We start from the raw sequence: 16,757 nt of genomic DNA on the forward strand, positions 1-16,757 counted from the left end.
ACAACAAACGCCGGGGATGAATATTTGAGAAAGGACCAGTCATATGGTCAGCTTTGGCGGTATAGCCCGCAAGTTATTTGGGTCCTCCAATGACCGCCGTGTGCGGTCGTTCCAGCCGAACGTCGCTGCCATCAACTCTATCGAAGAGAAGACCAAGGCCCTGACGGACGAGCAGCTCGCGGCAAAGACCGTGGAGTTTCGTGCCCTGCTCGCCGAAGGCAAGACGCTCGACGACATTCTGATTCCGGCCTTTGCGGTCGTGCGCGAAGCCTCGCGCCGCGTTCTCGGCCTGCGGCCTTTTGACGTACAGCTGGTCGGCGGCATGATCTTGCATTCGAATGCGATCGCCGAGATGAAGACCGGCGAAGGCAAGACCCTCGTCGCCACCCTGCCGGTCTATCTGAACGCGCTTTCCGGCAAGGGCGTGCACGTCGTCACCGTCAATGATTACCTTGCCCAGCGCGATGCCGCGACCATGGGCCGCGTTTACGGCTTCCTCGGCATGACCACCGGCGTCATCGTCCACGGTCTCTCCGACGAGGAGCGCCACGCAGCCTATGCCTGCGACGTTACCTACGCCACCAACAACGAACTCGGCTTCGACTATCTGCGTGATAACATGAAGTACGAGAAGAACCAGATGGTCCAGCGCGGCCACAACTTCGCGATCGTCGACGAAGTGGACTCAATCCTCGTCGACGAGGCGCGCACGCCGCTGATCATCTCCGGCCCGCTCGACGACCGCTCCGAACTCTATAATACGATCGACGCCTACATTCCGATGCTGGTGCCCAGCGATTACGAGATCGACGAGAAGCAGCGCTCAGCCAACTTCTCCGAAGAGGGCACCGAGAAGCTGGAAAACCTGCTCCGCCAGGCCGGCTTGTTGAAGGGCAACGCACTCTACGACATCGAAAACGTCGCGATAGTCCACCACGTCAACAACGCGCTGAAGGCCCACAAGCTGTTCCAGCGCGACAAGGACTATATCGTCCGCAACGACGAAGTCGTCATCATCGACGAGTTCACCGGCCGCATGATGCCGGGCCGCCGCTATTCGGAAGGTCAGCACCAGGCGCTCGAAGCCAAGGAAAAGGTGCGGATCCAGCCGGAAAACCAGACGCTGGCTTCGATCACCTTCCAGAATTATTTCCGCATGTACGCCAAGCTTGCCGGCATGACCGGCACGGCGCAGACGGAAGCGGAAGAATTCGCCAATATCTACAATCTCGACGTCATCGAGGTTCCGACCAACCTGCCGATCAAGCGTATCGACGAGGACGACGAGGTTTACCGGACCTTCGACGAGAAGTTCAAGGCGATCATCGAGGAGATCCTCGACGCCCATAAGCGCGGCCAGCCGGTGCTGGTCGGCACCACCTCGATCGAGAAATCCGAACTGCTCGCCGAACGCCTGCGCAAGCAGGGCTTCGACGACTTCCAGGTGCTGAACGCCCGCTACCACGAGCAGGAAGCCTATATCGTCGCCCAGGCCGGCGTGCCCGGTGCCATCACCATCGCCACCAATATGGCTGGCCGCGGTACCGATATCCAGCTCGGCGGCAACCTCGACATGCGCATCGAGCGCGAACTCGGCGAAGTCGAGGCCGGTCCGGAGCGTGAGGCCCGGATCCAGGCGATCGTCGAGGAGATCAAGGAACTCAAGCAGAAGGCGCTCGCCGCCGGCGGTCTCTACGTCATCGCCACCGAACGCCATGAAAGCCGCCGCATCGACAACCAGCTGCGCGGCCGCTCCGGCCGTCAGGGCGACCCCGGCCGCTCGAAATTCTACCTTTCGCTTCAGGACGACCTGATGCGCATCTTCGGCTCCGACCGCATGGACAGCATGCTGACCAAGCTCGGCCTCAAGGAGGGCGAGGCGATCGTCCATCCTTGGATCAACAAGGCCTTGGAGCGCGCCCAGAAGAAGGTCGAAGCCCGCAACTTCGATATCCGTAAGAACCTCTTGAAGTATGACGACGTTCTCAACGATCAGCGCAAGGTGATCTTCGAGCAGCGCCTCGAACTGATGGAATCGACCAATATTTCCGAGACCGTTTCCGACATGCGCCGTGAGGTGATCGAGGACATGGTCGAAAAGCATATCCCCGAGCGCGCCTACGCCGAACAATGGGATGCCGTCGGCCTGAAGGCCGGCGCTCTCAACATCCTCAATCTCGACCTGCCGATCGAGGACTGGGTGAAGGAAGAAGGCATCGGCGAAGACGATATCCGCGAGCGCCTGACGCAAGCCACCAACGCCGCCTTCACCGAAAAGGCCGAGCGTTTCGGCGACGACATCATGCATTATGTCGAACGCTCGATCGTCATGCAGACGCTCGATCATCTCTGGCGCGAGCACATCGTCAACCTCGACCATCTGCGCTCCGTCATCGGCTTCCGCGGCTATGCCCAGCGCGATCCGCTGCAGGAATACAAGTCGGAAGCCTTCGAGCTGTTCACCGGCCTCCTCAACAATCTGCGTGAGGCCGTGACCGCGCAATTGATGCGCGTCGAGCTGGTGCAGCAGGCGCCGGCCGAACCGGAACCGCCGCTGATGCAGGCCCATCACCTCGATCCGACGACCGGCGAGGACGATTTCGCACCGGCAATCTACCAGGCATCGGAAGTCATCGTTTCGCCGGAGAACCGCAATCCGGATGATCCGGCCACCTGGGGCAAAGTCGGCCGCAACGAGACTTGCCCCTGTGGTTCCGGCAAGAAATACAAGCATTGCCACGGCGCCTTCGAGCAGGTCTGAGGCAAGCCGCAAAGATCATTTAAATGCCGCCTTCGGGCGGCATTTTCTTTTCCGTGGCAGTGCCGGAAAACCGCAATTTCAGCGTCGCAGACAAGCCCGATCCGGAACCGTTTCTTAACCCTGTTCTGTCAAGACTTCGGGACGATTTGCCTGACTTTCAGAGTTTTGCGTGTTCATCATGGCGGTCATAGAAACAGCGGAAAAGATGCTGCCCGCGGGTCTGCGCCCGATCGGCGGTCGCACGCTGCGTATGCTTGCTGCCGTGCTCACCGAACGTGGTGAGAAGGCTGCCGCCCAGCGCATGGCGCTGACGGCCTTTTCAATCCGCATTCTCAGCGCAGCCCTTGCCTTCATCTCCCAGATCGTGCTTGCCCGGCTGATGGGCGAATATGAATACGGCATCTTCGTTTTCGTCTGGGTGCTGGTCGTCGTTTTCGGCGATCTCTCATGCCTTGGTTTCCACACGGCAATCATCCGCTTCCTGCCGCAATACAAGGCAGCGGGCGCCTTCGAGGAAATCCGCGGCCTGACCGGCACGGCGCGTATCTTTGCGCTGCTTTCCGGCACGGCGGTGCTCGCCGCCGGCATGCTCGGGCTGCATTTCTTCGGCCATATGATCCAGCTCTATTATCTCGTCCCGATCTTCCTCGGCCTGCTCGCCATGCCGATGATCGCGCTCGGCGACATTCTGGAAGGCACGTCGCGGGCAAACCACTGGCCGGTCATGGCGCTTGGCCCGGTCTATATCGTCCGGCCGATCCTGATCATCCTCTTCATGCTGATCGCCATTGCCATCGGCGCCGAGCATACGGCCGTCACCGCGATGCAGGCAGCGCTTGCCGCGACCTTCGTCACCGCGCTCGGCCAGTATGCCGCGACGCTCTATCGCCTTCGCCGGCATTATGACGCAGGCCCGCGCAAGGTCGATTTCCTCGCCTGGTTCAGCGTCGCCTTTCCGATTTTCCTGATCGAGGGCGTGAGCTTCCTGCTCACCAATTCCGATGTCGTCGTCGTCGGCATCTTCCTCGAGCCGCACGACGTCGCCATCTATTTTGCCGCCGCCAAGACCATGGCGCTGGTGCATTTCATCAATTTCTCGGTCAAGGCAGCCTCCGGCCCGCGCTTTTCCTCGATCATCGCTGAAGGTGACCATGCACAGCTGGCGACCGCCGCCATCGACGCCGCCCGCTGGACCTTCTGGCCGGCACTCGGCGTTGGCCTTGTGGTGCTTGCCGCCGGCCATCTTCTGCTGTCGCTGTTCGGCGGCGCCTTTACATCAGGTTATCTGGTCATGGCGATCCTGCTTGCCGGCATCCTCGCCAAGGCCTTAGTTGGCCCGGCCGAAACCCTGCTGATGATGGCCGGCAAGCAGAACCTCTGCGTTGCACTCTATGCCGGCGCACTGGCGGCCAATGTCGGCCTCAACCTTGCTTTGATCCCGCATTACGGCATCGAAGGCACCGCGATCGCCACGGCCTCGGCCATGGGGGTCGAGGCAATCCTGCTGCATCTTGCCGTGCGCCGCACGCTCGGCATCGTCCTTTTCGCCTTTGCCAGCCCCTCCGCCGCAACGCCAGAAATGAGAGTTCGATAGATGGTGCGTATTCCTCCCGTGACCGAAAGCACCGACAGCATTGCCAACCGCATGGTGCATGATCTTGCCGCGCTGCATTTCGAAGCGCCGCGGGCCGAGGCGCGCGCCGAGATCGGCCGGCCGGGGCGCGAACTCTGCCTCTATCCCGGCAAGCTCGGCTATGAGCTTCAGGAAGAGCTCGACTTTCTCTCCAACCGGGCGATGGAGCCGAACGTCTTCTTCTCCGGCCGCTTCCTCGCGCCCGCCATGCCGCGGCTCGAAGACCGGCAGGTGAACTTCGCCCTGATCCGTGACCACAATGGCGGCCGCAGCCGCATGCGCTTTCTCATGCCGTTTTCGGTCGACAAGCCGGGTTTTGCCGTCGGTCCGTCGATCATCCGCGGCTGGTCGAACAGCTTCGGCCCGCTGGGTACGCCGCTCGTCGACAGCGAGGATGCCGCCGAGACCCTCGACAATCTCTTCGAGGGACTGACCGCGCGCGACCTCAATCTGCCCGGAATCGTGGTCCTGCCGGATCTCAGGCTGAACGGTATCTTCGTGCGCATGGTCAAAGCCGTGGCGCTCAGCCGCAATCTTCCCGTCACCGTCACCAATCCTTACCTGCGCCCCATGCTGCAAAGCGACGAAGAGGCGCCGGCCTATCTCGGCCGCACCATCTCTTCCTCGCATATGCGCGAGATGCGCCGCCAGTGGCGCCTGCTGGAGGAACAGGGAACGGCGGTTTATGCCGTCGCCCGCCAGCCGCGTGAAATCCATATCCGCTTCGAGGAATTCCTCGCGATGGAAGCCGGCGGCTGGAAGGGCAAGCGGCGAAGCGCCCTCGTCACCGATCGCTATCATACGGCCTTCGCCCGCGAGGCGGTGTCGAACCTTGCGGCCGTCGATGCCGTGCGTATTCACACGATCGACCTCAACGGCAAGGCGATCGCCGCCATCGTCGTGCTGATGATGGGGGGCGAGGCCTATACGTGGAAGACCGCCTATGACGAGAACTATGCGCGCTATTCGCCGGGCAAGCTGCTGATGAGCGAGCTCACCGAATGGCATCTCGACGACGCCAATATCGTCCGCTCCGATTCCTGCGCCGTTTCGGATCATCCGATCATGAGCCGCTTCTGGCAGGAGCGCGAGGAGATGGGAACGCTGGTGATCGGCCTGACGCAGAACAGCGACCGCGACATGCGCCAGGTCTCAGCCCAGCTGCACATGTACCGCAGCACCCGCAACATGGCGAAAATGCTGCGCGAGAAGATCATGTCGCTCGCCGGCCGCGGCTGACACCTTTTGTTTTCATGCATAACCGCTTCACACTTCCGGGCGGTATGCACTAACCTTCCGCCGCCGCCCTCTCGCGCAGCAGCCGGCGGATCACCTTGCCGGTAGTCGTCAGCGGCAAGGCATCGATGAATTCCACCTCGCGCGGATATTCGTGCATTGAAAGCCGCGTCTTCACCCATTCCCTGATATCGGCGGCCAGCGCCTCGCTCGGCTGATGGCCCGGCGACAGCACGATATAGGCCTTGACGATCTCGGTGCGCACGGCATCGGGTTTGCCGACGGCGGCGGCAAGCTGCACGGCGGGATGGCCGATCAGACAATCCTCGATTTCGGCCGGGCCGATGCGATATCCGGACGAGGTGATGACATCGTCGTCGCGGCCTTCGAAGGTAACGTAGCCTTCGGCATCCTGCCGGCCGATATCACCGGTGAGCATCCAGCTTTTGGCGAATTTTCGCGCCGTCGCCGCCGGATCATCCCAATAGCCGAGGAACATGACGGGATCGGGACTGGCCACGGCGATTTGACCCGGTTCGCCCGCCGGCAATTCGTCACCCGCGTCGTTGACGATTGCGACGCGGTGTCCGGGCACCGCCCGGCCGATGGCGCCGGCCTTGGTCACGCCATAGGCTGCGCTCGACGACAGCACGAAATTGCACTCCGTCTGGCCGTAGAATTCGTTGACGGTGAGGCCCAGCGTGCGCTGCGCCCATTCATAGGTCTCGCGGCCAAGCGCCTCGCCGGCCGAGCCGATGGTGCGCAGCACCAGATCATATTTCGACCGCGGATCGGCAACGGATCGCATCAGCCTCAATGCCGTCGGCGGAATGAAGGCGTTGCGCACCCCCATCTCGGCCATGATGCGGTAGGCCATGTCGGCGTCGAATTTCTGCGCCGGCGAAGAGACGACGGGAACGCCGAGCAGAAGGCTCGGCAGGAGCGCGTTGAGCAGCCCTCCGGCCCAGGCCCAGTCGGACGGCGTCCAGACCTTGTCGCCCGCTTTCGGAAAACCCTCATGGGCAAACTGCATGCCGGGAATATGGCCGGGCAGGACGCGGTGGCCATGCAGTGCGCCCTTCGGCGGCCCCGTCGTTCCCGAGGTGAAAATCATCAACGCCGGATCGTCCGGACCGGTCTTGACGACGTCGAAGACCGGGGAATGGCCGTCCACCAGGTCGTCAAACGCAGCCGCATCGGCACTCGCCCCGTCGATGCTGACGATATGTTTCAGCATCGGCAGGCGCTCGCGGATCTGCCGGATGCGCTCAAGACCGAAGCCATTGGTGACGACAGCCGCCACGCCTGCGGCCCTCAGCCGGTACTCCAGCGCCTCGACGCCGAAGAGCAGCGCCAGCGGCAGCGCGATCGCGCCTGTCTTGTAGATCGCCACATGCGCAATCACCGTCTCGAAGGATTGCGGCAGGAGCAGCGCGACGCGATCACCACGATTTATGCCGAGCGAAACCAGCGCATTTGCAAAGGCCGAGGAACGGTCGGCAAGCGCGCGATAGGTCAGGGTGCGGTGATGCCCGTCCGGGCTGAAATGTTCGAGGCAGACGCGCTCCGGCGCCCTCGCCGCCCAGTCGTCGCTGACGGCGCGGCCGATATTGAAATCCTCGGGAATCCGCCACGAGAAATCGCGATAAAGATCGTCGTAGCGATCATGGGACGGCAGTATCATAGGCGAAATCCAATCAATGCTGCACCAGCTAACACCTTGTGCTGCAAATGCGCAAGCGACCTGTCCGGAGGGCGATGACAGGCCGGCTTCGACACCCATCACGCATAGTTGTAGGCATCGCAGAACGGATTTTTCGCAGGGCGTCATGCGACTTTGCCGGTTTGCGCGCTAGATCATGGAAAGCCGCCGGGGGGCTATCGAATTCATCACGGAGTCGTTTCATGGAATATGCAAAATTTGGGAAGACAGGCCTCGAAGTCTCGAAAATCTGCCTGGGCTGCATGACCTTCGGCGACCCCGGCCGCGGCAATCATGCCTGGAGCCTGCGCGAAGAAGAAAGCCGGGCGATGATCAGGCAGGCGATCGACCTCGGCATCAATTTCCTCGACACCGCCAACACCTATTCCAACGGCTCCTCCGAGGAGATCGTCGGCCGCGCCATCAAAGACTTCGCCAAGCGCGAGGACATCGTGTTGGCGACCAAGGTGTTCAACCGCATGCGGCCGGGCCCGAACGGCGCCGGCCTGTCGCGCAAGGCGATCTTCGATGAGATCGACAACAGCCTGCGCCGCCTCGGCACCGATTATGTCGACCTCTACCAAATCCACCGCTTCGACTACACGACGCCGATTGAGGAAACGCTGGAAGCGCTGCACGACGTCGTCAAAGCGGGCAAGGCGCGTTATATCGGCGCCTCCTCCATGTATGCCTGGCAATTTGCCAAGGCGCTCTACATCTCCAGGCTGAACGGCTGGACCGAATTCGTCAGCATGCAGAACCATCTGAACCTGCTCTACCGCGAGGAAGAGCGTGAAATGCTGCCGCTCTGCGAGGATCAGAAGATCGCCGTCATCCCCTGGAGCCCGCTTGCCCGCGGCCGCCTGACCCGCGACTGGGACGAAGCGACGGCGCGCAGCGAAACCGACGAATTCGGCAAGACGCTCTATACGCAATCCATCGATGCCGACCGCAGGATCGTCGAGGCCGTGGCTGAGATCGCCAAGGCCCGCGACGTCTCGCGCGCCCAGGTCGCAACCGCCTGGATCCTGCAGAAAAGTGCCGTAACCGCCCCGATCATCGGCGCTTCCAAACCGAACCACCTGACGGACGCCGTTGCCTCGCTGGCTGTCAAGCTGACGGCCGAGGAAGTGGCGGCACTGGAAGCACCCTATATTCCGCACGCCGTCGCCGGCTTCAAATAGTCGTCCGGCGGTTTCTTCGCCTTCAGCTACCAAGGCAGATCCTTCTCCGTTTGCGCGGAGGAGTGATCGAAATCACGGTCGGCGTCCTTCCGTCGGCAGCCGCATGCCCGCCATCACGAGACAGTCACAGTTGGGCCTTAGTGAATGCCGAGATATCGAGGATATCGCTGCCATGACCACCGTTCCTTTCACACCTCGCCGCTTCCGCACCACCGCCGCCTATTACAGCCGTTTCCGCGTTCCCTACCCCGATGCGCTGATCGAGCGCGTGGCCACCAGAACCGGCCTTCGGCCCGGCGATCGTCTGCTCGATCTCGGTTGCGGGCCGTGCCAGATCGGCATCGCCTTCGCACGCCTTGCCGGCGCCGACGTCATTGGCCTCGATCCGGAACCGGAAATGCTGGAGGCCGCCCGCGAAAACGCCGCAGCAGCCGGTGTCCGTGCCGAACTGGTCCTCGGCTCCTCTTATGATCTCAGCCCAGCCTTCGCGCCACTGAAGATGACCGCCATGGGCCGCTCGTTCCACTGGATGGATCGCGCCGCGACGCTTCAAATGCTGGAGACGCTGACCGAGCCGGGTGGAACAGTCGTCCTTTTCGGCGATCGGCACATTTGCGCCTCGCCAGCCTGGCGCGAGGCCATGGAGAGCGTGTCCGAACGCCTGTCGCCGGAAGTGATGCGAGCGGAACAGCAGTTCCTCCGTGGCCAGGACTTTAGAAAGCACGAGGAATTTCTGCTGCGCTCCGCCTTTCGCAAGCTCGAATGCATTGGCATCGTCGCCGAGCGGGTGATCGATGCCGATGAGATCGTCGGTCGTGCCTTCTCCATGTCCGTCACTTCCCCTCAGGCACTCGGCGACAGGACGATGGAGTTCGAACAGGCGCTGCGAAGCGAGCTGGCCGCCCTTGCCCCGGATGGAAAATTCACCGAGATCGTCGAAAGCAACGCTCTCATCGCCTTCCGAGACTGAGATTACGTTCGGCTGCCCGGATCGAGCTGCCGCCGCATCGTCACCAGAAACTGCTCGGCAAGCGCCCGGTCCTCGACCGCACGCGCGAGGATGACCGCGCCCATCATCGATGAGAGCGTGGTGGCGGCATTGGCGCGGCGTTCCTCTGCGGTCTCGCCGGGAACGATATCGGCGAGCGTGTCGACCAGCACCGACAGCCCATCGCTGAACACGGCGCGGACGGCACCCTGGCTGCGGCTAACCTCCTGGATCAGTGTTGCGAAGACGCAGCTGCCGCCCGGATCGTCGACCGTGCGCCAGTGGATATAGTGGTCGATAAGCGATTCCAGCGGCCGGTCCGGAGAATCGGCAATATGCTCTTTCCAGCGCGTTTCGACCCTGTCGATCAGCTTGCGGCTGACCTCCAGCGCCAGGTCGTCCTTTGAAGCGAAGTGGCCGTAAAAACCGCCATGCGTCAGCCCAGCCGCCTTCATGATGTCGGCGACGCCGACGCCGTCGAAACCGTTCTCGCGAAACAGCACGCCGGCAACGCTCAGGATTTTCTCTCGGTTCTCGGCAAATTTCTCGCGGCTGACCCGCATTTTCGTCTCCAGAAATAGTCGCTTGACAAAATATATGACGTCCATCATGAATACGCAAGAAATATGATGACCATCATGTAAAGCACCCCTGCACCTTCCCGAACCTGAAATCGAACGGAATTTCGCCCATGGTTTCCGCAGCCCTTGCCTCCACCCTTGCCCGGCGCAACATCCATTACGGCTGGGTCGTCGTTGCCGCGACCTTCCTCACCATGCTGGTCACCGCAGGCGCCATGGGCGCACCCGGTGTGCTGATCAAGCCGCTGCAGGACGAGTTCGGCTGGGAGACCTCGCAGATCTCCTCAGCCCTTGCGATCCGCCTGATCCTTTTCGGTTTCATGGGCCCGTTTGCCGCCGCCTTCATGAATTATTTCGGGGTGCGCAAGGTCATCGTCTTCGCGCTGGCGCTGATCGGCGCCGGCTTTGTCGGCTCGCTGTTCATGACCAAGCTTTGGCATCTATTGGCGCTCTGGGGCATCGTCGTCGGCTTCGGCACAGGTCTGACGGCCATGGTGCTGGCTGCGACGATCTCCACCCGCTGGTTCACCAAGCATCGCGGCCTCGTCGTCGGCATGCTTTCGGCCAGCTCCGCCACCGGCCAGCTGGTCTTTCTGCCGCTGATGGCGGAGCTGACGGAGCGCTACGGCTGGCGATCGACGGTGTTTTTCGTCTGCGCCATGATCATGGTCGCAGCCCTTGCCGTCCTCGCCTTCATGCGGGATCGCCCGGCTGACCTCAACCTGCCCTCGCTCGGCGAAACGCAGGTGACGCCGCCTCCGGCAAGCACCACGCTCAGTGCCGCCCTGATGACGCCGATCACCACCCTCCGGGATATTTCGAAGACGTCGACCTTCTGGATCCTGTTTGCCACCTTTTTCATCTGCGGTCTCAGCACCAACGGCCTGATCCAGACCCATTTCGTCACCCTCTGCGGCGACTTCGGCATCGTGCCGGTGGCCGCCGCCAGCGTGCTGGCGGTCATGGGCATCTTCGATTTCTTCGGCACCATCGGCTCCGGCTGGCTGTCCGACCGCTTCGACAATCGCTGGCTGCTGTTCTTCTACTACGGCTTTCGCGGCCTCTCGCTGCTCTATCTGCCTTTCAGCGATTTCAGCTTTTACGGCCTCTCCATCTTCGCCGTCTTCTACGGCCTCGACTGGATTGCCACCGTGCCGCCGACCGTCAAGATCGCCGCTGACCGCTTTGGCCGCGAAAAGGCCGGCCTCGTCTTCGGCTGGGTCTTTGCAGGCCATCAGCTGGGCGCCGCCACCGCCGCCTATGGCGCCGGCCTGTCGCGCACGGAGCTTTCGAGTTACCTGCCCGCCTTCTTCGTCGCCGGCGCCTTCTGCCTGCTGGCCTCGATACTGGCGATCACTCTGAAGAAGTCTGGCCTGAGCGCCCCGGCGCCGGCAACTGCCCATTGATATCTGAAACCTCCGGCCTCATTTCGAGGCCGGATCTCTCTACCGGATCAGTTCGATAACTTCACTCGCGCGTCTTGCGCGTGCGGCCGCTCGCATGTTAGACAGCCGCCCGTTCGTATCCGTTGCCCCATTGGCGGAATTGGTAGACGCGCTCGACTCAAAATCGAGTTTCGAAAGAAGTGCTGGTTCGACTCCGGCATGGGGCACCAGCCTTCGCTCTGCGGAGCTTCGGCCCGGCGGGCCGAGAGAGCAGCTAAGCGGAGGCTGTCGCGCCATAGTTCCGCAGGAACGAAGGCGGACCGGACAATGCTCCAGTCAGCTGCACCTAGACTACTTGTTCTTCAGCAGCCACATCTTGCCGGCCATGGTGATGCCGTAGACGTCTTTCGAGCCATCGTCGTCGAGGTGCCGACGCTCGAGAAAACCCGGTTCCTTTAACTCACCCAATGTCTTGGCAGTGACCGATTTGATTTTCTGGGGGCGTTCTTTCCAGCGGTCGGTTTTTGCGTAGGTGACGGTCGCGTTCTGATGCGTCCATTTATTGGCCGGCTGAGGGTAAAGGTCTCCATCCCTCGCGAGTTTCAGTGCGGCGATCTGGGACGGCGTAAGCTCAATCATACTAAAAGATCCTGTGCAGGAGTTGTTTGCGCTGGGAGTGCGCTTCTACCAAAGGCGTGCTCATAACACCGACGGACGAGTTTCACCACTGCATTGCGGTATTCGCGCCGCGAAAGACGAAAACCCGGCTCGTCGGAACCGGGTTTCGTCTTTGCGCTTATGTCTGGTCAGTCGCAGCGGCGGACCGTTTTGGTCACTTCGCCTTCGTCGGTCTGTCGGGTGACGCTTCTGGTTTCACAGCCGCTGTCGCGATAGCGGCGGTGCTCACGTTCGCGCACCGCTCCGAAAGTGACGCCACGCTCGCTGATGGTAATGCCGGGCCGTACCCGTTCATGACGATAGCCGTCATCATAGGAACGTTCCCTGACATAAACGCTGTCGGCGAGAACAGGCGCTGCAAACGAGCAGGCGGCAAGGGCCGCCACAGTACAATTCAGGATGATCTTCCGCATGTCGTTACTCCTTTCTTGATCAAAGGGCAACGAGACAAAACGCAAGTGGTTCCAACATCGCCGACGGCAGACTATCCCTGCACCTCACCGACGGAACCGGGAACGAGGGCCCCCCGCCACCCAAATCACCTGTTTAATTTTGCTCGCGCTTCGTCCAAAGTGGCCGCCGCTAAAGAAGAGAGGGCAGACGTGCATCAGCAAGTAGGACTCATCGCGACGGTTGCCGTCAGTTTCGTCTTCGCGGCGATCCTGGGCTATGGCGCCGACCGGCTGCGGCTGCCGCCGCTCGTGGGCTACCTGATGGCCGGCATCCTGATGGGGCCGTTCACGCCGGGCTTCGTGGCCGATAGCGCCCTTGCCGGCCAGCTCGCCGAAATGGGCGTCATCCTGCTGATGTTCGGCGTCGGCCTGCATTTTTCCGCCTCCGACCTGCTCGCCGTGCGCGGGATCGCCGTGCCGGGCGCGATCGGACGCATTATCCTCGCCACCCTGTTGGGCATCGGCCTTTGTAAACTCTGGGGCTGGAGCCTCGGCGCCGGCATCGTCTTGGGCCTCAGCCTGTCGGTGGCAAGCACCGTCGTGCTGCTAAAGGCGCTGGAGGAGCGCAATCTCGTCAACGCGCCAAGCGGCCGCGTCGCCGTCGGCTGGCTGATCGTCGAGGATCTGGTGATGGTGTTGGCGCTGGTGCTGCTGCCGGCGCTCGCCGAGCTCCTCGGTGGCCACGCGGTTGAAGCGACAAATCACGGTCTCGGCGAGTTGTCGCTGGCGCTGACGATCGGCCTGACGCTGCTGAAAGTGACCGCCTTCGCCGCCATGGCGATCTTCCTCGGCCCCCGCATCGTGCCGTGGCTGCTGACGATGATCGCCCGCACCGGCTCGCGCGAACTCTTCACACTGACGGTGCTGGCGATCGCGCTCGGCATCGCCTTCGGCTCGGCGGCGATCTTTGGCGTCTCCTTTGCGCTCGGCGCCTTTTTTGCCGGCGTCGTCATGAGCGAATCCCAGCTCAGCCACAGGGCGGCGGCCGATTCGCTGCCGCTGCAGAACGCTTTCTCCGTGCTGTTCTTCGTCTCCGTCGGCATGCTCTTCGACCCCTCGATCCTGGTCCGCCAGCCGCTCGCAGTGATCGGCGCGCTGGCGCTCGTCATCCTCGGCAAGGGCATCATCACCTTCCTCATCGTCCTGCTGCTGCGATATCCGATCGGCCTGGGGCTGACATTGGCCGGCGGCCTTGCCCAGATCGGTGAATTCTCCTTCATCCTCGCCGGCCTCGGCGTCTCGCTCGGGCTTCTGCCGCATGAGGGCCAGGATCTGATCCTTGCCGCCGCAATCCTGTCGATCACGCTCAACCCGATCGTGATCCTGGCGACCGACAGGCTGAAGAAATACGCCCATTCGACGTGGCCCTCCCTTTTCGAAAACTACGGCAGAAAGAGGCAGAAGGCGCTCGGCAAGGAACTGGAAAAGATCAGGGCGCTCGGCGAGGAGCGCGAGCGCCAGCATCAGTTGAAGATGCAGCAGCTGATCGAAACCTTCCCGCTGTTCTCCGAGGTCGGCGAGGACGCCCAGGAGGAGCTGCTGCTGCTCTTCAAGGCGAGGTCCGCTCCACCCGGCGAACGCGTCATCCGCCGCGGCGATCGCGGCGACAGCATGTACTTTATCTCGTCGGGGGCGGTGGAGGTACGGCTCGCAAGCGGTGCGATCCGCCTGGAGCCTGGCGCCTTTTTCGGGGAGATGGCGCTTCTCACCGGTGGACGCCGCACCGCCGACGTCATCGCCGTCGACTTCTGCCAGTTCGAGGTGCTCGAGCGGCGCGACTTCAACATGTTCATGTCACACCATCCCAATCTGCGCGCCGCCGTCAGCGAGATGGCCCAGAAACGCACGGAGATGAACGTCCTGCGTCAGCAGTGGGAAAAGTCGATGGACCTGTCGTGAAACGCAAAAAGTCTCAGCGCGCCGGCCAATAACCGTCGGAGCGGAAATCCTCGGGGATCGGGTCGAGCCTTGACAAGGCTTCCGCTGCAAAATCGATCTGCAGCGACAGGTGTTTGAGAGCCGCCAGCATCGGCATGCCGGTCGCAAACTCCCGAATGCGGGACAGATGATAGCCGCTTTCGCTGAGCCGCCGCGCCGCCTCCCGGCGCACATCGTCTCGGCTCGGCCTGCCACCCTCTTCAGCCTGGACATCCATTTGCATGGCCTGCCCGCGGCCGCCTTCGATCACTTTGAACATCGTTTTGCCACCCTGCACGTCGACCCAATTCAGCTGGAGCATGATGTCGTCCGAAAACCGCCCACACTTTTCGGCATCATGCTCTGACAGCTTGCCGCAGAATGGCCGATTCGCAATCCCGTGAAATCTTGGGAGAGGCGTCGATGCCCCACATCACGAAAATTTTTGGATGGCGGTGGCACGAAGGACACGGGCGAGCATTTACAGCGCCGCGCACGGCCCCTAAAGCTTTTTGCACCGCAACAGGAAGGAAACGGAATGCTCCGCAGACTTTACGACTGGACCATGTCTCTGGCCGCGCGCAAATCGGCCGAAGTCTGGCTCGCCGTCATCGCCTTCGTCGAAAGCTCCGTCTTTCTCGTCCCCGCCGATGTCTTGTTCCTGCCGATGGCGCTTGCCAAGCCGGAGCGCTCCTATCGCTACGCGGTGATTGCAACTGTCGCCTCCGTGCTCGGCGGCATCGCCGGCTGGGCGCTCGGCTTTTACGCCTATGAGACAGTGGCGCGGCCGGTTCTTGAGTTTTACGGCAAGCTCGATGCCTTCGAAGAGATGAAGGCCTATGTCACCTACGAGTGGATCCTGCTGCTGCTTGTCACCTCAGGTCTGGCACATCTGCCGCCGATCAAGATCGTTACGATCCTGTCCGGCGTCATCCACGTCAATCTGGGTCTTTTCATTGTTTCGGCGATCGTTGCGCGCGGCGCGCGTTTCCTGTTTCTCGCCTGGCTGCTGCGCCGCTACGGCGAGCCGATCCGTGATTTCATCGAGAAGCGCCTCGGGCAGATCGTCGGCATCGGTGCCGGTGCCGTGATCGTGCTCTACGTCGGCTATCGCTCTTTCGCTCACTAGGCCTATCTTGCGGAGTTCCGCCATGACTGCCACTTCCTCGCCGCTCGCCCGCCCCGGCTTTGTCTATTCCATATTGCTCGCCATCGGCATGGCGGCTGCGGTCGGCACGGCGCTCGGTTTCCAATATATCGGCGGCTATATCCCCTGCGCGCTCTGCCTCTTGCAGCGCCAGCCCTATTATTACGCCATCCCGATTGCGATCCTCGCCGCAATTTCGGAACTCGTCGGCCTGCCGAACTGGATCACCCGCGCGCTTATTCTTGCGGCCGGCATGCTGATGCTGGTTACGGCGGGCATGGGCGTCTATCACGCGGGCGTCGAATGGCATTTCTGGCCAGGCCCCGCCACTTGTTCGACGACGGCAAGCAGCATGACGACCAATGCCGGCGATCTGCTCGGCGAGCTCAACACGATCAAGGGCCCGTCCTGCACCGATGCGGCGCTGCGGGTGCTCGGCCTGTCTTTTGCTGGCTGGAACGTGATCGCCGGAATTCTGCTCGCAGCCTTCGCCTTCGTTGGCGTTCGCAAGGCCGCCTAAGGCCACTTGGATTACGGCTGCAGTTCGGTATCCCAGTAGAGATAGTCGAGCCAGCTGTCGTGCAGATAGTTTGGCGGGAACAGCCGGCCATTATTGTGCAGATCCTGCACCGTCGGCTGATAGGGCTTCTGCGCCGGGAACATGCTTGCCTGCTTCGGAAGCTTGCTGCCCTTGCGCAGATTGCAGGGAGAGCAGGCCGCCACGACATTTTCCCATGTCGTCTCGCCGCCATGGGCGCGCGGGATGACGTGATCGAAGGTCAGGTCGTCATGGGCGCCGCAATACTGGCACTCGAACCGGTCGCGCAGGAAGACGTTGAACCGGGTGAATGCGGGATTGCGGGACGGCTGAACGTAAGTCTTCAGGCACACGACACTCGGAAGCCGCATCGAAAAACTCGGCGAGGAAACCGAATGCTCATACTCTGCTATGATATTCACACGGTCGAGAAATACCGCCTTGATCGCGTCCTGCCAGGACCACAGCGACAAGGGGTAATAACTCAGTGGCCGGTAGTCAGCGTTCAGGACGAGCGCTGGCAGGGCCTGGGGGGAGACTGCAATCGTCAAGGGA

At 62.0% G+C, this 16,757-nt stretch carries 15 protein-coding genes and 1 tRNA gene; 10 read left to right on the forward strand and 6 right to left on the reverse strand.

Going from position 1 to position 16,757, the window contains the following annotated elements:
* Positions 1-43: 43 nt before the first annotated feature.
* From secA to RLEG4DRAFT_RS30590, 3 genes are all read left to right on the forward strand, one after another.
* Positions 44-2,761 carry a preprotein translocase subunit SecA gene (secA, locus tag RLEG4DRAFT_RS30580; protein WP_003582573.1) on the forward strand — a complete coding sequence of 906 codons (2,718 nt, stop codon included), beginning with the start codon at positions 44-46 and terminating at the stop codon, positions 2,759-2,761.
* A gap of 178 nt (positions 2,762-2,939) precedes the next feature.
* On the forward strand, positions 2,940-4,355 hold the full coding sequence (locus RLEG4DRAFT_RS30585; RefSeq protein WP_003582575.1) for a lipopolysaccharide biosynthesis protein: 1,416 nt from the start codon (positions 2,940-2,942) through the stop codon (positions 4,353-4,355).
* Positions 4,356-5,633 (forward strand): GNAT family N-acetyltransferase, encoded by a 1,278-nt coding sequence (locus tag RLEG4DRAFT_RS30590; protein WP_003582576.1) that lies wholly within the window; start codon positions 4,356-4,358, stop codon positions 5,631-5,633.
* Between the two features lie 49 nt (positions 5,634-5,682).
* On the opposite strand, the gene RLEG4DRAFT_RS30595 is transcribed toward RLEG4DRAFT_RS30590, so the two are convergent.
* The gene (locus RLEG4DRAFT_RS30595) at positions 5,683-7,314 is read right to left on the reverse strand and encodes an AMP-binding protein (protein ID WP_003582577.1); all 1,632 of its coding nucleotides are present in this window, start codon (positions 7,312-7,314) and stop codon (positions 5,683-5,685) included.
* A gap of 221 nt (positions 7,315-7,535) precedes the next feature.
* Here RLEG4DRAFT_RS30595 and RLEG4DRAFT_RS30600 point away from each other — a divergent pair, with 221 nt between their 5' ends.
* Both RLEG4DRAFT_RS30600 and RLEG4DRAFT_RS30605 read left to right on the forward strand, forming a co-directional pair.
* Positions 7,536-8,516: an aldo/keto reductase gene (locus RLEG4DRAFT_RS30600; protein ID WP_003582578.1), complete on the forward strand. Its 981-nt coding sequence runs from the start codon at positions 7,536-7,538 to the stop codon at positions 8,514-8,516.
* 172 nt (positions 8,517-8,688) lie between these two features.
* Positions 8,689-9,486, forward strand: a complete 798-nt coding sequence (locus RLEG4DRAFT_RS30605; protein WP_003582579.1) for a class I SAM-dependent methyltransferase — start codon at positions 8,689-8,691, stop codon at positions 9,484-9,486.
* A gap of 2 nt (positions 9,487-9,488) precedes the next feature.
* Here the strand turns inward: RLEG4DRAFT_RS30605 and RLEG4DRAFT_RS30610 are convergent, their stop codons facing one another.
* A complete protein-coding gene (locus RLEG4DRAFT_RS30610; protein ID WP_003582580.1) occupies positions 9,489-10,067 on the reverse strand; it encodes a TetR/AcrR family transcriptional regulator in 579 nt (192 codons plus the stop codon).
* 128 nt (positions 10,068-10,195) lie between these two features.
* On the opposite strand from RLEG4DRAFT_RS30610, the gene RLEG4DRAFT_RS30615 reads away from it, so the two are divergent.
* On the forward strand, positions 10,196-11,491 hold the full coding sequence (locus tag RLEG4DRAFT_RS30615; protein ID WP_003582581.1) for an MFS transporter: 1,296 nt from the start codon (positions 10,196-10,198) through the stop codon (positions 11,489-11,491).
* A gap of 124 nt (positions 11,492-11,615) precedes the next feature.
* Positions 11,616-11,700: transfer RNA gene (locus RLEG4DRAFT_RS30620), tRNA-Leu, on the forward strand.
* 121 nt (positions 11,701-11,821) lie between these two features.
* On the opposite strand, the gene RLEG4DRAFT_RS30625 is transcribed toward RLEG4DRAFT_RS30620, so the two are convergent.
* Both RLEG4DRAFT_RS30625 and RLEG4DRAFT_RS30630 read right to left on the reverse strand, forming a co-directional pair.
* The gene (locus RLEG4DRAFT_RS30625) at positions 11,822-12,109 is read right to left on the reverse strand and encodes a hypothetical protein (RefSeq protein WP_003582583.1); all 288 of its coding nucleotides are present in this window, start codon (positions 12,107-12,109) and stop codon (positions 11,822-11,824) included.
* 167 nt (positions 12,110-12,276) lie between these two features.
* Positions 12,277-12,561, reverse strand: coding sequence for a hypothetical protein (locus RLEG4DRAFT_RS30630; protein ID WP_003582587.1), 285 nt, complete (start codon positions 12,559-12,561; stop codon positions 12,277-12,279).
* Positions 12,562-12,750: 189 nt separating this feature from the next.
* Here RLEG4DRAFT_RS30630 and RLEG4DRAFT_RS30635 point away from each other — a divergent pair, with 189 nt between their 5' ends.
* A complete protein-coding gene (locus RLEG4DRAFT_RS30635; protein WP_003582589.1) occupies positions 12,751-14,499 on the forward strand; it encodes a cation:proton antiporter in 1,749 nt (582 codons plus the stop codon).
* A gap of 13 nt (positions 14,500-14,512) precedes the next feature.
* Here RLEG4DRAFT_RS30635 and RLEG4DRAFT_RS30640 read toward each other — a convergent pair whose 3' ends face one another.
* Positions 14,513-14,797: a hypothetical protein gene (locus RLEG4DRAFT_RS30640; protein WP_037094934.1), complete on the reverse strand. Its 285-nt coding sequence runs from the start codon at positions 14,795-14,797 to the stop codon at positions 14,513-14,515.
* A 258-nt stretch (positions 14,798-15,055) separates the two neighbouring features.
* On the opposite strand from RLEG4DRAFT_RS30640, the gene RLEG4DRAFT_RS30645 reads away from it, so the two are divergent.
* Together RLEG4DRAFT_RS30645 and RLEG4DRAFT_RS30650 are read left to right on the forward strand one after the other, a co-directional pair.
* Positions 15,056-15,646: a YqaA family protein gene (locus RLEG4DRAFT_RS30645; RefSeq protein ID WP_003582594.1), complete on the forward strand. Its 591-nt coding sequence runs from the start codon at positions 15,056-15,058 to the stop codon at positions 15,644-15,646.
* Positions 15,647-15,668: 22 nt separating this feature from the next.
* Positions 15,669-16,184, forward strand: coding sequence for a disulfide bond formation protein B (locus RLEG4DRAFT_RS30650; protein WP_003582597.1), 516 nt, complete (start codon positions 15,669-15,671; stop codon positions 16,182-16,184).
* 11 nt (positions 16,185-16,195) lie between these two features.
* Here RLEG4DRAFT_RS30650 and RLEG4DRAFT_RS30655 read toward each other — a convergent pair whose 3' ends face one another.
* Entirely contained in the window at positions 16,196-16,753 is a 558-nt protein-coding gene (locus RLEG4DRAFT_RS30655) for an HNH endonuclease (RefSeq protein WP_003567029.1), read from the reverse strand.
* Positions 16,754-16,757 lie beyond the last annotated feature (4 nt).

The organism is Rhizobium leguminosarum bv. trifolii WSM2297 (assembly GCF_000271845.1).

Coding starts and splice junctions, on each gene's coding strand:
- secA (WP_003582573.1), top strand. CDS start 44: ATGGTCAGCTTTGGCGGTATAGCCCGCAAGTTATTTGGGTCCTCCAAT.
- RLEG4DRAFT_RS30585 (WP_003582575.1), top strand. CDS start 2,940: ATGGCGGTCATAGAAACAGCGGAAAAGATGCTGCCCGCGGGTCTGCGC.
- RLEG4DRAFT_RS30590 (WP_003582576.1), top strand. CDS start 4,356: ATGGTGCGTATTCCTCCCGTGACCGAAAGCACCGACAGCATTGCCAAC.
- RLEG4DRAFT_RS30595 (WP_003582577.1), bottom strand. CDS start 7,314: ATGATACTGCCGTCCCATGATCGCTACGACGATCTTTATCGCGATTTC.
- RLEG4DRAFT_RS30600 (WP_003582578.1), top strand. CDS start 7,536: ATGGAATATGCAAAATTTGGGAAGACAGGCCTCGAAGTCTCGAAAATC.
- RLEG4DRAFT_RS30605 (WP_003582579.1), top strand. CDS start 8,689: ATGACCACCGTTCCTTTCACACCTCGCCGCTTCCGCACCACCGCCGCC.
- RLEG4DRAFT_RS30610 (WP_003582580.1), bottom strand. CDS start 10,067: ATGCGGGTCAGCCGCGAGAAATTTGCCGAGAACCGAGAGAAAATCCTG.
- RLEG4DRAFT_RS30615 (WP_003582581.1), top strand. CDS start 10,196: ATGGTTTCCGCAGCCCTTGCCTCCACCCTTGCCCGGCGCAACATCCAT.
- RLEG4DRAFT_RS30625 (WP_003582583.1), bottom strand. CDS start 12,109: ATGATTGAGCTTACGCCGTCCCAGATCGCCGCACTGAAACTCGCGAGG.
- RLEG4DRAFT_RS30630 (WP_003582587.1), bottom strand. CDS start 12,561: ATGCGGAAGATCATCCTGAATTGTACTGTGGCGGCCCTTGCCGCCTGC.
- RLEG4DRAFT_RS30640 (WP_037094934.1), bottom strand. CDS start 14,797: ATGTTCAAAGTGATCGAAGGCGGCCGCGGGCAGGCCATGCAAATGGAT.
- RLEG4DRAFT_RS30645 (WP_003582594.1), top strand. CDS start 15,056: ATGCTCCGCAGACTTTACGACTGGACCATGTCTCTGGCCGCGCGCAAA.
- RLEG4DRAFT_RS30650 (WP_003582597.1), top strand. CDS start 15,669: ATGACTGCCACTTCCTCGCCGCTCGCCCGCCCCGGCTTTGTCTATTCC.